We start from the raw sequence: 15,346 nt of genomic DNA on the forward strand, positions 1-15,346 counted from the left end.
CCGATGGATCCACAGCAAGCGAACCGGAATTGCCAGCTGGGGCGCCCTCTGGTAAGGTTGGGAAGCCCTGCAAAGTAAACTGGATGGCTTTCTTGCCGCCAAGGATCTGATGGCGCAGGGGATCAAGATCTGATCAAGAGACAGGATGAGGATCGTTTCGCATGATTGAACAAGATGGATTGCACGCAGGTTCTCCGGCCGCTTGGGTGGAGAGGCTATTCGGCTATGACTGGGCACAACAGACAATCGGCTGCTCTGATGCCGCCGTGTTCCGGCTGTCAGCGCAGGGGCGCCCGGTTCTTTTTGTCAAGACCGACCTGTCCGGTGCCCTGAATGAACTGCAGGACGAGGCAGCGCGGCTATCGTGGCTGGCCACGACGGGCGTTCCTTGCGCAGCTGTGCTCGACGTTGTCACTGAAGCGGGAAGGGACTGGCTGCTATTGGGCGAAGTGCCGGGGCAGGATCTCCTGTCATCTCACCTTGCTCCTGCCGAGAAAGTATCCATCATGGCTGATGCAATGCGGCGGCTGCATACGCTTGATCCGGCTACCTGCCCATTCGACCACCAAGCGAAACATCGCATCGAGCGAGCACGTACTCGGATGGAAGCCGGTCTTGTCGATCAGGATGATCTGGACGAAGAGCATCAGGGGCTCGCGCCAGCCGAACTGTTCGCCAGGCTCAAGGCGCGCATGCCCGACGGCGAGGATCTCGTCGTGACCCATGGCGATGCCTGCTTGCCGAATATCATGGTGGAAAATGGCCGCTTTTCTGGATTCATCGACTGTGGCCGGCTGGGTGTGGCGGACCGCTATCAGGACATAGCGTTGGCTACCCGTGATATTGCTGAAGAGCTTGGCGGCGAATGGGCTGACCGCTTCCTCGTGCTTTACGGTATCGCCGCTCCCGATTCGCAGCGCATCGCCTTCTATCGCCTTCTTGACGAGTTCTTCTGACCCGGTACCTCAGCGCTAGCGGAGTGTATACTGGCTTACTATGTTGGCACTGATGAGGGTGTCAGTGAAGTGCTTCATGTGGCAGGAGAAAAAAGGCTGCACCGGTGCGTCAGCAGAATATGTGATACAGGATATATTCCGCTTCCTCGCTCACTGACTCGCTACGCTCGGTCGTTCGACTGCGGCGAGCGGAAATGGCTTACGAACGGGGCGGAGATTTCCTGGAAGATGCCAGGAAGATACTTAACAGGGAAGTGAGAGGGCCGCGGCAAAGCCGTTTTTCCATAGGCTCCGCCCCCCTGACAAGCATCACGAAATCTGACGCTCAAATCAGTGGTGGCGAAACCCGACAGGACTATAAAGATACCAGGCGTTTCCCCCTGGCGGCTCCCTCGTGCGCTCTCCTGTTCCTGCCTTTCGGTTTACCGGTGTCATTCCGCTGTTATGGCCGCGTTTGTCTCATTCCACGCCTGACACTCAGTTCCGGGTAGGCAGTTCGCTCCAAGCTGGACTGTATGCACGAACCCCCCGTTCAGTCCGACCGCTGCGCCTTATCCGGTAACTATCGTCTTGAGTCCAACCCGGAAAGACATGCAAAAGCACCACTGGCAGCAGCCACTGGTAATTGATTTAGAGGAGTTAGTCTTGAAGTCATGCGCCGGTTAAGGCTAAACTGAAAGGACAAGTTTTGGTGACTGCGCTCCTCCAAGCCAGTTACCTCGGTTCAAAGAGTTGGTAGCTCAGAGAACCTTCGAAAAACCGCCCTGCAAGGCGGTTTTTTCGTTTTCAGAGCAAGAGATTACGCGCAGACCAAAACGATCTCAAGAAGATCATCTTATTAAGGGGTCTGACGCTCAGTGGAACGAAAACTCACGTTAAGGGATTTTGGTCATGAGATTATCAAAAAGGATCTTCACCTAGATCCTTTTAAATTAAAAATGAAGTTTTAAATCAATCTAAAGTATATATGAGTAAACTTGGTCTGACAGTTACCAATGCTTAATCAGACTAGAGCTTCCATCCGCTTGCCCTCATCTGTTACGCCGGCGGTAGCCGGCCAGCCTCGCAGAGCAGGATTCCCGTTGAGCACCGCCAGGTGCGAATAAGGGACAGTGAAGAAGGAACACCCGCTCGCGGGTGGGCCTACTTCACCTATCCTGCCCGGCTGACGCCGTTGGATACACCAAGGAAAGTCTACACGAACCCTTTGGCAAAATCCTGTATATCGTGCGAATTGTCTAGACATTCGCGAGCTTGAAAATTGCGTGCACCGGACAGCGATCCTGGCCGAGGGACTGTCAATCGGGAGAAACGACTTTGCCTGCTCCCAAGGCCAATGCTTTGCCGAGGCGCTGTGGAAGTGCAGATCGGGCAAGGCCGCGCTGCAACCACCGCCGATCCTGCCGGAGTCAGCGAATTTGGCCACGCCCCCGGACGAGGCCGCCAGTTCGGCCGCGACTACAGGCCCGCTTGCCGGCGCAACCCACCCAATTGGCGCGAGGACGCCCGATATAGAGCGCGTCATTGCTGCCATGGAAAGATGTGGCTGGGTGCAGGCAAAGGCAGCGCGCTTGCTTGGGCTGACCCCGCGCCAGATTGGCTACGTGCTGAGGAAATACGGCGTCGAGATCAAGCGTCTTTGAAAGCATGACCCTGGGCATGAGCTGAGCCGCTTAGCGCCTTGGCGCCGCGCAGCGATGCAGATCCGCGTGCGCGTCAACTCGATTCGACCGAGGACAGCCTGGCTGAATTCCCATCTCAGCCGGCGCTGCGACCATTGTGTGAAAGGCAACCCTGCCATCGTCAATCTCGTCCGCCATGTTGCTCTCGTTGCGAGCTCATACGGATGCCCCCTGTGTGACTGAAACGGAGTAAAATATGTCCGATGCAAAACTGCAAACTGTGCTTTCGGCTCTTTCGCAAGTGACACGACAGTTAGATGCTCTGCCGTCCAACGGACCAGCGCCGGACGGAAATTTTATCAAGCTGAATACGAATGAGAACCCGTTTCCGTTGCCGCCAATCATAATGCAAAGTGCAGTGGCGGCCCTCAAGCGCCAGTATCTATATCCGGATGACGACAACTTCAGACTGAGGGAAGCAGCGTCCAGCGCATATGGCGTCTCCAGGGATCAGGTCATCGCTGGCAACGGGTCGTCTGAACTGCTCGGACTGATCTACAGAGCTTTTCTCGCACCCGGCGACAAGGTTGCGATGATGTCGCCAGGGTTTTCGTTCAACCGCAAACTTGCCATGCTTCAGGGCGCTGAGTTCCTCGAAATCGGATGTCAAGCTCATTCCCTGCCAATGGAGGAATTGCTTTCCGGTCCGGCAAAAGACGCCAAGTTTATTATGTTGGCCAATCCAAACAATCCGACCGGAACATTCCTCCCGATCAGCGACATCGAACGCCTCGTAGCACAATCGGACCGCTTGATTGTCCTTGATGAGGCATACGTCGACTTTGCACCCGATCACGGACTGCGCCTCATCAACCGGTATTCGAACCTTCTGATCTTGAGGTCATTCTCGAAAAGCTATGCCGCCGCCGGCATTCGCGTCGGTTTCGGTTTCGGTCACCCTGAAATTATTGGAAGGCTGCGAAACATCCAGAACGTCTTCAACATGAACGTGATCGGGCATGCCGTTGGTATCAGCGTGCTTGCGCATCGCGGCGCCTACGCAGACAACCACAAGCACATCAAGGATGAACGAGAGCGAGTGACAGTTGCACTATCGCAACTCGGATTTTCCGTAACACCCTCCCGCGCAAATTTCTTGCTGGCCCGTGTGCCCGCGGGACAGGACGGCTCATGGTGGCAAGCAGCATTGGAGAGGCAAAAGATACTTGTCGCGTTTTTTCCGGACAAAGGCTTGGAACACTGTATCCGCGTCAGCATCGGCACAAAAGAGCAGATGGATGAATTTCTTGCTGCCGCTGGCGACATTGCTGGAAGCTTAACGGTGCCAAGCTCCAGGGGCAGGGAAGCGTCAGGCTCTGCTTCTTCGTTACGCTGACGCTAATCGGCGATCACACACATCTCTTCCGACTTGCGGGTGATCCCAGCAAGAAAACAGCCTGCTTTTAAAATCGGGGACTTAAAGAGTGACAAACGTCTTTCCTTCAAACCTGGCTTTCGGCATCTTCGATCATTTGGATGAGGATGGCCGCGATATAGGCCGGCAGTACGAAGATCGCCTGATATTAGCAGAGGCGTGCGATCAGCTAGGGTTCTATGCCTATCACCTCGCAGAACACCACTGTACTCCCCATGGGAGAGGTCCATCGCCGAATCTGTTCTTATCGAGCGTCGCCCAGCGCACCCGGCGCTTGCGTCTCGGACCCTTGGTGATGCTGCTTGCGCTTTATCATCCGCTGCGTGCGTTCGAAGAGATCTGTATGCTGGACCAGTTGAGCGGTGGCAGGCTCGAACTGGGCATAGGGCGCGGTGCTCTCCCGACCGAATTGGGCTACTTCGGGATTGGTGCGGACGCGGTGCCGGGCCGTTATGCCGAAGCCACCGAAATTCTTATGCAAATACTTGTTAATTCGGGGGAGGTCGGTACGCTATGCTATCAAGGCCGCCATTTTGATCTCAATGACGTTCCTTTGACGCTAAGACCTCATCAGCGTCCACATCCGCCCACATGGGTCGCTGCCAATCGACCCGAGTCCACAGCTTGGGCCGCTGCGAATGGAACAAATATCGCGTGTGTAGGACCTTCCTCTTCTGTTCGCAAAACTACTGATGCGTTCCGCGCCTATCGAGAGGACAACGCAGGCGGGGGGGATCAAGGGAGATTTGTCGGATTGCTCCGCATGGTCGTGATTGGGCGTTGTGACACACATGCCTATTCGCTCGCGGCACCTGCTTACGCAAGCTGGCTCAAGAGCTTCCAATTCCTTTACGAGCTTAACGCTATCCCCACTCCACCAAACTTGCCGCTGACCTTCGATGCGGCAGTCGAGAGTGAATTGTGCGTGGTAGGATCAGCAGAGTTTGTGCGAAAAGCTCTGCTAGATCAGTTGGAAGAGGCAGGTGCCAACTACCTGCTTTGTCAAATGGCATTTGGAAATCTGCCGCTAGATGCTTCCCTTTACACCGCGAGGACCATTCAATCCGAAATCATGGCTCGACTTGGCTGACCATGTGCTCGAGCTTGCACGTGGTGGGGCGGGCAATCGGGAGGAGGCCAAACTGACGACGAGCAGGCGGCACAGAATACCAGCTTTGTGCGTTGGCTGGCGTCTGGGCCATCGTGTGAACATGCACGATCCTAAGGAGAGGGTAGCCGAGCGCGTCACGATGCCGGCACGCGTCTGCTCGTCGCGCTGGCGCTAGTCGTTGCCCATAGCCAGCCGCAGGAGGTTCTTCTCGCCCGGGGCGGCGTCGGTGCGGCGCCCACTAATCCAGCTTCATCAGCGGCCCGTCGGTGGCAAAGCCGTCACTCGCTACGGCGCTATTGAGGGCGCGCTCGCGAGCGGCTTTGCGACGCCCAGCCAACACCTCCAGCGAGCTCGCCCGATGATGGTGGTGCACCGCGGTCGGATACGATGCTGGAGGAAATCGTTCGCAGCCGGTCTTCACGAATTGCGAGGAGTGCTCGTTCTTGAATGCTGGCTGCTGGCCGGATGCGGTGGCCTGAGTGGTCTGCCGACACGCCCGAAAGTCAACGCCACTACCACAAGGCCGCCAAGATGTCAGGTCTGAGAGCCAGCTTGGACGGTGGTATCGTGTTCGGGAAGGTCGTCGAAGGAGGCGTAGTTGAGATAGTAGAGTTTGGAATACAGGCCGCCCATGGCTATTAACTCATCGTGGTTGCCAGTCGCAATAACTTGGCCATTCTGAAGCACGATGATGCGGTCGGCCCCCCGGACCGTGGCGAGACGGTGGGCGATGACGAGGCCAGTCCGCCCTTCAAGCAGCTTGATCAGAGCCTTCTGAATCTGCAATTCCGTGTAGCTGTCGATATTGGCGGTAGCTTCGTCGAGCACGAGGATCTTGGCGTCAGCGACGAGGGCGCGGGCGAAACTGATAAGCTGGCGCTGGCCGAGAGATAAGTTGTCGCCGCGTTCGCCAAGTTGGGTCTCATACCCGTCGGCGAGGCTCATGACGAAGTCATGCGCGCCGACAGCCTTGGCCGCCTCGATCACCTTGTCGCGCGTGGCTTCCGTCTTCTGGTATCGAATGTTCTCGAAGACCGTCCCGGTGAACAGGAATGGCTCCTGCAGCACCATGGCGACCTGCCGGCCGAGCGATTCCTGGGTGAGGTCGCGTACATCATGTCCGCCGACCAGCACCTGACCCTGCTGAACATCATAGAAGCGGTGGACCAGGGCCATCGCACTCGATTTGCCAGAACCGCTCGGTCCGACTAGTGCGACCGTCTCGCCCGGATTGACCTTGAACGAGACATTTTTCAGAACCGAACGGTTCGGATCGTAGCCGAAGGTGACGTCCCTAAACTCGACCGAGCCGTCCATTTCGGGCGAAAGCACCTCGGCATTGGGTTTGTCCTTAACATCGATCTTAACGTCGAGCACATCGGTCAGGCGCTTGCCTGAGGCCATGGCGCGCTGCATGACCGAATATTGCAGGGTGAGTGAGCGGATCGGGTCAAAGAAGCGCTGGATGTAAAATAGGTAGGCTACCAACACGCCCACATCTATACGGCTATTCATGACCATCGAGCCGCCGACCACAATAACGGCGGCCAAGGCGAGGCCGGTGATGCCATCGACGATGGGCACCATGACCAGTGCATATCTGGCAGCGATCAGGTGGGTCCTGAGGTTGGCATGGGCCCGATCGTCAAAAAGACTGAAATTCACCTGCTGGCGGTCCATTGACTGTATGGTCCGCACGCCGTGAATGGCTTCGGCCAGCGCGCCATTGACGACGGAATTGGTTTCGTGTGCAGCCATGAAGGCGTCGCGGGCCCGCGGCAACCAGACAATGCGGACGATCACCAGGATCGGCAGAACCGATAGCGTCAGGAGGCCGAGGCGAAAGTCGAGCCACAGCATTACGAAAACGATGCCGAAGAGAAGCGCAACATCGCCTAGGGAATATACCGAGGTTTCCAGGAACTCCTGTATGGAGTTAACGTCGCCTTGCAGGCGCGACATCAGGCGTCCGACCTCGGTCTTGTCCATGAAAGAGAGCGAAACCTTTTGCAGATGGCCAAACATGGCGCGGCGGATGTCGAACAGGACAGTTTCGGCCATTTTCCCATCCAAGGCTTCCTGCATGTAGCCGGCGGCGAAATTGACCAAAATCGCCGAAAGGAACGCGCCGACGGCCGCAAGCTGGGCTGAGCGATCGGGCCTTGCCGGGTTCATGCCGAGGTCGATCGCGTAGCGGATGATCAAGGGGATGAGAAGCTGCGTCCCGGTGAAGATCAGCATCGCGACAATCGTGACAACTACCTTTGCCCGGTAGGGATGGACGAAGCCCCAGATGCGACGGAGGATGCTCTTGTCGAAAGCCCGGCCGAACATCTCCTCCTCGATCCGGTGCGAGCCGACGACCGCGCGCGGAGGGCGTCTCCCATCGTCACGTTCGGCTTCGAGTTCGCCGCGGCCCTGGTCCATCAGCGGGCGCCCCCATCCTGGCTAATAATGCTATCACCCGGGCGCGTCTGGAGATCGTAAAGGGCCCTGTAGCGTCCCCGCTTCGCCAGAAGCTCTTCATGCGTGCCGCGTTCTACGATTACGCCTTTATCGACAAAAAGGATTTGATCGGCATGCTTAAGCGCACTCAGCCGGTGCGCGATGATGATCGTCACCCGATCCTTTGCGAAGCGCCGCATCGCCGCGCGAATGCGCAGCTCGGTGCCGGCATCGATCGCGGCCATCGAGTCGTCGAAAATGATGACGGAGGGGCGCAGCATCATGGTGCGAGCAATCGTGAGACGCTGGCGCTGGCCGCCAGAGAGAGAAACGCCGCGTTCGCCCACGACCGTCTCATACCCTGCCGGGAGCCCGAGGATGTAGTCGTGGAGCTGGGCGAATTCTCCAGCGCGTTCAATTCGCTGTCTCTTCGCCCAGGGATCGCCATAAGCGATGTTGTTCTCGATCGTTGTTGTGAATAGGAACGCATCCTGCTGTACAACCGCGACCGCCTTGCGAAGGCTCTCGAGGGTGACATTGCGTATGTCCTGGCCGTCCAACGTGATGGCGCCACCGGTCACGTCGTAAAAGCGGGGGACCAGATGAGCCATCGTCGATTTGCCGGAACCCGGCGGACCGACGATAGCGATCGTCTCGCCTCTCCGGGCCTCAAAGCTGAGGTTCTTCAGAATGGCGCGGTTTTCGGCGTTGGGGTAGGCAAATGAGACATTGTGGAAGCGCAGAGTGCCGTCACTTATCTCAAGCGGTCTGGCCTCGAGAGCATCCCTGATGGTGATCTCCTGATCGAGGAGACCGAAAAGCCGCGAACCGCAGCTAGAAGCGCGGGCAAACGCATTGACCATGAGACCGATCTGGCGGACTGGCATTTGCAGCATGGTCATGAAGGTCAGGAAGGTCGCCATGGTTCCGACGCTGATCTCGCCAGCGACGAGCTTGTTGCCACCGATCCCAAGCACCAATCCCATTGCGAAAAAGTAGGACAAGGTCATCGCCGACGTGTTGGGTACGTAGATGTCAACGAGATCGTTGGCGAGGTCGAGCGCGTTCTTGGAAGCGCCGTCGAACTTCAGCATCTCATAGGATTGAGCCGCAAAAGCGCGGACCACACGGATACCTGCGAGATTTTCCTTCATCACGCGGCTTAGTACCGAAAGGCGCTCATAGAGGTCGAGCCAGGTGGCGCGCAGCTTAAGCTGTGTGGTCGATGAGCGCCAAGCGACAAAAGGCACGAAGCTGAGCGCGGCCAAGCCGAGCACGGGATCGGTCGAGATCATCATGTAAGCGCCAATCCCGATCAGCATCGTCAGCAGGAGCACCCGCATGAGCCCGGTGGAAAAATACATCCGCACGCCTTCGAGATCGAGCATTCCGGCGGTTATCAGATCGCCTGAATGGACCCGGTCGTGAAAGGAAAAGCTGAGACGCTGGATCTTGTCGTAGTAGGCGAGCCGCAATTCGTACGCGACATGATGCCCGACGGCTTCGGCAAAATAGTTCTGCGCCATCGTGAAAACGCCGCGTAGCGCGCTGACGGCGAGCAGCAGGAGAGCCGGGGCCCAGAGCGCATGTCCTGCCGCGGCCCCCGCGACACCGCCCCCGATAGCTGTCTGGGTCTGGTCGACAGCCCGGCCGAGAAGCTGGGGAATGAGCAACTGGAGGATTGCCGCCATGATCGTCGAGCCCATAGCGAGGGCAACCTGCCACGGATGGCGCAGATTCATACGCGTGATGCGCAACAGCGTACTCAAATCCCGGCCCCAGCGCGCCGCTTCAACATGGGCCAACGAATTCAGTGCGTTCGTTGCGCCGCTGACAGCTTCACTGTTCACGGGTGTATTCCCGACTGCATTTTGCGCCTTCGAGGAAAGCCGAAGCAGACATCATCAAAGGCATCCGCCATTGTTAATCCCGTCCTCAACCTGCAGCCGTGCCCGTTCCCACTAGCCGAGCCGCCGCTTGACTTAGTGGCACGTCGATCACCGTGATTCCGCTTGCCGCAAGAAAACGCGCTTCGTTTCTGGTCAGGGTTTCCGCGTCCATTACGGTGCAATAGGGACCGCGGGAGCGCTTCATGATCTGTCTGGCGTAGGTGCGCAGCATCTGATCGTTGAAGCGGCAGCCAACGAAGAAAAATCCACGGGTGATGCGCCGTTCCTTCACAGCGTCTGGGATCGGTGTCTGGATATCAATTTCGGACAGGACTTCGACGTAGTCGGAATCTGCGACGAGAAAGTTTTGCGCGGGCGTAATACTCCCGTGAGGTGAATAGAGAACCGTCTTGGCCCCCAATCGGGGGTCGAGCTCCCTCCCGGACAAATCGTAGGTTTTCGTCCAAATGTTGCCGATTTCATTCGCGCGCGTGACGCCTTGTATCTCAACGACGTCCGTTCGGCCGGTCTCTACCAGAGCCGTGCGCATCGCGCTGTCATACCAGCTGTCGATGATGAGGGAGAGTGGCAGCCTTGCGAGCCAGGCGTGGAAGGGGGTCGGCCCCACCGGCGCTGCGAATATGTCGGTCATCCAAGCTTGAAGCGTCCGGCGATGCCGGCGCTGTTCGATGAACTGCGCAACCGACCACATATTGGTGCGGATCCTGGAAGGGGCTGGAGCCCGTGCATTGAGTGCCGCGGCAACAACCTCCGGGGTATGCGGCACAGGCGGTTCCACACAGTTCAACTCAAGAAGACCCGGACCGAGATAGGGGATCACCTCATCGGCGGCGAGCGCTCCCTTCGCCAGGTCAAGCAGCTTTTCAGCAAAACTGTCCCGCACAATGACGAGGTGGCCCGATGTCAGGATCGTGTTCATCTCGTTTCCTCGCGACGCACCTAGGGGCAGCATCAGCCCTCTTCGGAAATCTTCCTTGCCTCGACGGTGATCGGCAGACGCGTATCATGTGGGAGATCGGGTAGGAGGAGCCGCCACCCGTTCCTGAGCGTGACCGTTCCGCCCCACAACTCTTCCTTCTCGAGTTTGATGATCGGCTCTTCGAGGTCCTTTTTGGGGACATACGCCGACAAACCAGCATCGGTCCTGCGGATCATGACTTTCATCTGGCCGTCCCTTCATTGGTATTGCTTTCAGCACTGCAGGGCGCCTCGGCCTTGTCGAGGCTCATCAGTTCACGCGCTCGCATACCGACGACGGTGCCACGGTCGATCCACTCGACCGCATAGATGAAGAACTGCTGGAGGAAGGTGCCAATGTCGCGCACATATCCCTCGTCCCCCTTCCGCACGAGATTTTCGCTGATCTCCCTGCCAGGATAGGTGCCGTCATTCTTTATGTGGCGAGTGGCACGTACCCGCTCTCCAGGCATGAATCGTGGAGGCCTGCGGATTTCGATCTCCTCTTCGCGTCCGAGCGACATGTCCGTTCCCTGATTTCTCTTGCGGCTGAGATTGCGAACAAGGCGTTCCAGGCGTCCTGCGTAGGCAGCCCCCAACCATGTCGGCAGTCCAATGTCCGTTACGCAGGAACGCAGGTCTTCGGCACCGGACATACCGAGGCACATTGCTGCGCATCGAAGACCCCCTCGCATTCGGTACACTTCTGTGACTCGATCACGTAGCTCTCGCCTTTGAACTTGATCGCGCCGGAAGGACATTCGAATTCGCAGGCGCCGCATTGGGTGCATTGGGATGCGATGATCTTGAAAGCCATTTTAACTCCTGGTCCGAATGAATGAGACAGCTCAGGCCGTCGCCGCGAGTGTGGGGGTCCCAGATGCGGCGATGTAAATCGCGCTGATTGCTGTCTCGATATAGTCATGGGCACAGGCGTCAGTGGCTCTGATTCCAGCCTCCGCGAGCTGATCCTGCGGGCAATTTCCAATCTTGGCGCACAGCACGATATCTATGCCTTGAAGCGCTGCGATGACGCCATCGAGGGCGGCTTCTGCGCCCCAGCCGCCAAGGCAATACTTGTCCACCTTCCGATGCCCGACGAAGCTGATCCCTTTCAGCGAGGCTTGATAAACCTGGAATTCCTTCGCATGGCCGAAATGCTCATTGACGCGGCCGCCGCCCTTGGTCGCCACCGCGAAGAGAAGGGACTTGCCGGGGCTCGCTGCCTTGACCAATCCGATCGCTTCTCTCCTAGCCTCGACGTGATCACGGCGCTCCTCCGCGACCAGCTCCCGATAGGCCTTGCGTTTGCTGGCATCGTAGGTGACCTCGCCGGGAATCCGGTCGACTGTGAATTCCTGGCCACGATCTTCTCCGAGCAGGCCCACGGCATCTGCCCGGCACTGCCGGCAGTGGCGCATCAACTGGGCGCCGTTTTCGACACGATCCTGAAGAGCCTTCATCTCCATGGCGTTTGGGCCGCGCTGCCCGCTCAGACCGTAGTGCGTGCCGTGGGCCGGGTCCGAAATCAGCGGCATAAGGTTGTGCAGGAACGCGCCTCGCTCCTTAATCCATCTATTCACCTCGATCAGATGCTCATCATTCACGCCCGGGATCACCACCGAGTTGATTTTGGTGAGGATGCCCCGCGCGGTCAGCATCTCCAGGCCCAACATCTGCCGCTGGTGCAGGATCCGGGTGGCTTCAATGCCGATGTAGCGGCGATGATCGTGAAAGATCCAAGGATAGATCTTTGCGCCGACCTCAGGGTCGACCATGTTGATCGTGATCGTCACGTGATCGACATTCATGTCAGCAAGCTCATCGACATGGTCGGGCAGCGCCAGCCCATTCGTGGATATGCAAAACTTGATGTCTGGGATTTCCCTGGCGACCTTGGCGAAGGTCGCCTTCGTCTTCTTCCAGTCGTAGCAGGCGTCGCCCGGTCCGGCGATGCCGAGCACGGAAAGCTGCGGCACCTCGTTGGCGACCGCGATCACCTTGCGTAGCGCCTGATCGGGCGTCAGCTTTTCAGAGGCTACCCCAGGCCGGCTTTCGTTGGCGCAGTCATATTTGCGATTGCAGTAGTTGCACTGGATGTTGCAGCCCGGCGCGACCGCGACGTGCATACGCGCGAAATAGTGATGCGCCTCTTCTGAAAAGCAGGGGTGATCCTTGATCTTCTCCCAGACAGCCGGATCCGTGTCGTCGGGCTTTGTCGACGAGCCGCAGGACGAAGACGCGCAGCCACCGGGTTTCATGGTGCCAAGCAACTGGTCACCGAATGTCGTGCTGAGGCTCTCAAGCGAAATTGCCGGTGCAGACATGAACGGCTCCGTTGCTGCGTGATGTCGCAGTTCAAAGCGCAAGAGCTATGCCAGCTCAAAGAGCTGTTTCGGTTCACGAATAGGCTTCTCGTGTCAGATTCCTTCGGATTGCTCCGACACACCTTTGTCGGGCTTACGACAGTGGACAAGCAAATAGGGTCGCGAGGCTAGCAGCCTCGGGCGCGCAGAGTGTGAGCGAGACCACTCCGGGCTGCTTACGCTTGACGTCATCGCGACGTCTGGAATTTCTTCACCTTGATACCATGCCGGCCCAGGGCGTAGCCGATTTGCCATGGCGTGAGGCCGAGGATACGAGCCGCCCTGGAAGAACCCAACCGGCCTAGTCAATCGCGTCGATCAGCCGGTTACGTGCCGTCAGATGCGGGCGACAAGCGGCATGGTTCGGATGCGGCCGTAAGAGGAGATACCTTGCTGCGGAGGCGCCGATGCGACTGGCCGGCAGCCGCAATTCGCTTGATCTGTTACGGCCTGTGATATGAGGCGGCGAGTGCCTGATTGAGGTGCGTGGGTATTGCCGGCAGTGGCGGCAATCTCCGGCTCTCCTTCAGCGTCCAGGACGACGATCGCTCAATTACCCGTCTGCAGAAACGTGGGCAGGACGTTCACGACAATTGGCGTATGGCGAGCGTAATCTCCAGCTCGCTCGGGGCGGTCAGCACCTTCACATATCGTAGAGTCCCTGAGCGGGTATCTGCTTAGGGCATGCTCGATGGGCGGTTCAGGGCCTCGTCGACCCGATCTGCGGCCCGGTGGCTCATAGAGACGACTTCAGCGGTTGTCGTCCAGAGTGAACCTGCATTTTTTATCTGAGGCTGAATTATGCAAGAACAGTATTCATGCAATGTCTCTTCACTTATTGGCGATTAAAGCAAAAAATGGCATGGCCGAGACTCAGCTGTACTGGATGATCGCCGCCTTAAGTGTGCGTGCGCCGGTCATCCGAATTTAAAGAGGATTCCGAAACCGCCGCGTGGATAGTTCCACTCGATCTCACCACTCGTCTCGCACAAAATCCGGCAGGTGCCGCACTCCATGCAGCCGTCGGCAGTGATCTCCACTTGACCCTTGTCGTTCAACTCATAACATTTCGCCGGGCAGACGTGGGTCAGCGCGAGCAAATTCGCGCTCGGCTTCTGTTGCGGTCGCACTTTGATGTGCGGGCGGCCGGAATCCACCAAGTAGCGGTTCTGGTAAAGCTTGTCCTCGACACGTGACTTCGTCGCTGCGCTGGTCATATCGTCTCCCCTCAGCGCCACGCCAATGCAAGGCGGACCGCGTCGCTGACCAGCCCCCAGCGCGAGCGCGCCTTGATGAAGGCCGCCGTGGTCGCCTTTTCCTTCTCGATCTTCGGCGTGCCGTCGACACGCATGAAGTTCTGCGCAGCTTGCGACATCAACCGCGGATAAGTCGTGAAATAATTGCTGGAATTGGTGTGGAGCAAGGCCGGCATGTCTTTGTATTTCCTCAGGTCCTTGACCACGAAGGACTTGTCCAGCATGGCTTTGTAAAGGGCGAGATTCCGTTTGTTCATCGGACCGTTGCGGCTCTTGACCTCGACGATTGCCTCAGCCGCAATGCGGCCGGAGGTCATGGCGAGGTTCGAACCCTCGCGGTGAATCGCGTTGTTCAGTTGCGCGGCATCGCCGACCACGACCCAACCATCGCCAAAGAGCTGCGGAATAGCCTTGTAGCCGCCTTCGGGAATGAGGTGTGCGGAATATTCTTTCACTTCCGAGCCGGCGATCAGCGGCCGGATCGAAGGATGGCTCTTCAAGGCATCAAGGAGAACGTAGGGGCTCTCGACCATCGCGGCAAAATCGGAGACGAGGCAGCCAATGCCCAGTGAGATGGACTCCTTGTTGGTATAGAGGAAGCCGAGCCCGGCCATGCTGCGGGAGGTCGTGCCCACCGCCTCGATCACGCAGCCCTCATCGCCCTTTACGCCGAACCGCTGCTCAATGACCTCTTCGGGCAAGAAATGCATTTCCTTGACGGCGAGGGCCACGGTTTGCGGCTTTGGCATCTCGCGCAGGCCGGCTCGAGTGCCAAGCAGTCCGCAGACACCTTCTGCGAGAACGACCACGTCCGCGTAGATGGCCCCGCCCGCCCGGTCTGTGCGGACGCCGATCACCCTGTCCTTGGCATCACGGATGAGTTCCGTCACGGTCGTCTCGCACAGAACGGTCGCGCCGGCCGCGCGCACCTTACGCGAAAACCATTTATCGAACTGGGCACGGATGATCGTGTATCGGTTGGGCTTCGCCTCATTGAAGTCGTCCGACCTATAGTGAATCCCGGTATGGGATGTGTCGTCCATCACCCAAAGCCGCTGTTCAACCAAATGCCGCTCGAGAGGCGCATCATCCCGGAAATCCGGGATGATCTTCTCCAGCATGTTCGCGTACATGATGGCACCCTGGACATTCTTGGAGCCCGGGTATTCACCCCGCTCCAACTGCAGCACCTTCAGGCCATGGCTGGCCATGGTGTAAGCAGCTGCGTTTCCGGACATGCCTGCCCCAACAACAATGGCGTCGAAGTTTTCCTCGATCATGTCCATCC

The 15,346-nt window shown here is 58.1% G+C and carries 12 protein-coding genes and 1 pseudogene; 4 read left to right on the forward strand and 9 right to left on the reverse strand.

What is annotated here, in order from left to right; genetic code table 11:
* Positions 1–161 precede the first annotated feature (161 nt).
* The 4 genes and pseudogenes from AC3EMP_RS08495 (at position 162) to AC3EMP_RS08510 (ending at position 5,103) form a co-directional block, all read left to right on the forward strand.
* Positions 162–956 (forward strand): aminoglycoside O-phosphotransferase APH(3')-IIa, encoded by a 795-nt coding sequence (locus AC3EMP_RS08495; RefSeq protein WP_000572405.1) that lies wholly within the window; start codon positions 162–164, stop codon positions 954–956.
* Between the two features lie 1,241 nt (positions 957–2,197).
* A pseudogene (locus tag AC3EMP_RS08500) lies at positions 2,198–2,599 on the forward strand (helix-turn-helix domain-containing protein); the annotation flags it as partial.
* A gap of 235 nt (positions 2,600–2,834) precedes the next feature.
* Complete coding sequence (hisC, locus tag AC3EMP_RS08505; RefSeq protein WP_352545570.1) at positions 2,835–3,974, forward strand: histidinol-phosphate transaminase; 1,140 nt, start codon at positions 2,835–2,837, stop codon at positions 3,972–3,974.
* An 88-nt stretch (positions 3,975–4,062) separates the two neighbouring features.
* On the forward strand, positions 4,063–5,103 hold the full coding sequence (locus AC3EMP_RS08510; RefSeq protein ID WP_488376918.1) for an LLM class flavin-dependent oxidoreductase: 1,041 nt from the start codon (positions 4,063–4,065) through the stop codon (positions 5,101–5,103).
* 555 nt (positions 5,104–5,658) lie between these two features.
* Here AC3EMP_RS08510 and AC3EMP_RS08515 read toward each other — a convergent pair.
* The 9 genes from AC3EMP_RS08515 to AC3EMP_RS08555 all read right to left on the reverse strand — a co-directional run bounded on the left by AC3EMP_RS08515 (position 5,659) and on the right by AC3EMP_RS08555 (position 15,338).
* Positions 5,659–7,551 (reverse strand): ABC transporter ATP-binding protein, encoded by a 1,893-nt coding sequence (locus tag AC3EMP_RS08515; RefSeq protein ID WP_023685024.1) that lies wholly within the window; start codon positions 7,549–7,551, stop codon positions 5,659–5,661.
* Complete coding sequence (locus AC3EMP_RS08520) at positions 7,551–9,419, reverse strand: ABC transporter ATP-binding protein (protein ID WP_352712708.1); 1,869 nt, start codon at positions 9,417–9,419, stop codon at positions 7,551–7,553. Before AC3EMP_RS08520 ends, AC3EMP_RS08515 begins: the two co-directional genes overlap by 1 nt.
* A gap of 85 nt (positions 9,420–9,504) precedes the next feature.
* Positions 9,505–10,398: an SIR2 family NAD-dependent protein deacylase gene (locus AC3EMP_RS08525; RefSeq protein ID WP_352712707.1), complete on the reverse strand. Its 894-nt coding sequence runs from the start codon at positions 10,396–10,398 to the stop codon at positions 9,505–9,507.
* A 32-nt stretch (positions 10,399–10,430) separates the two neighbouring features.
* Complete coding sequence (nifT, locus tag AC3EMP_RS08530) at positions 10,431–10,643, reverse strand: putative nitrogen fixation protein NifT (RefSeq protein ID WP_023672220.1); 213 nt, start codon at positions 10,641–10,643, stop codon at positions 10,431–10,433.
* Positions 10,640–10,960 (reverse strand): nitrogen fixation protein NifZ, encoded by a 321-nt coding sequence (locus tag AC3EMP_RS08535; RefSeq protein ID WP_352712706.1) that lies wholly within the window; start codon positions 10,958–10,960, stop codon positions 10,640–10,642. The genes nifT and AC3EMP_RS08535 overlap by 4 nt, the downstream gene beginning before the upstream one ends.
* Before the next feature lie 98 nt (positions 10,961–11,058).
* Complete coding sequence (locus AC3EMP_RS08540; RefSeq protein WP_023672218.1) at positions 11,059–11,253, reverse strand: 4Fe-4S dicluster domain-containing protein; 195 nt, start codon at positions 11,251–11,253, stop codon at positions 11,059–11,061.
* Between the two features lie 31 nt (positions 11,254–11,284).
* Positions 11,285–12,763, reverse strand: a complete 1,479-nt coding sequence (gene nifB, locus AC3EMP_RS08545) for a nitrogenase cofactor biosynthesis protein NifB (RefSeq protein ID WP_352712705.1) — start codon at positions 12,761–12,763, stop codon at positions 11,285–11,287.
* Positions 12,764–13,719: 956 nt separating this feature from the next.
* Positions 13,720–14,019, reverse strand: a complete 300-nt coding sequence (locus tag AC3EMP_RS08550) for a ferredoxin family protein (protein ID WP_352712704.1) — start codon at positions 14,017–14,019, stop codon at positions 13,720–13,722.
* 11 nt (positions 14,020–14,030) lie between these two features.
* Positions 14,031–15,338, reverse strand: coding sequence for an FAD-binding protein (locus tag AC3EMP_RS08555; RefSeq protein WP_023687350.1), 1,308 nt, complete (start codon positions 15,336–15,338; stop codon positions 14,031–14,033).
* Positions 15,339–15,346: the final 8 nt, after the last annotated feature.

It is taken from the genome of Mesorhizobium sp. P160219 (assembly GCF_057786095.1).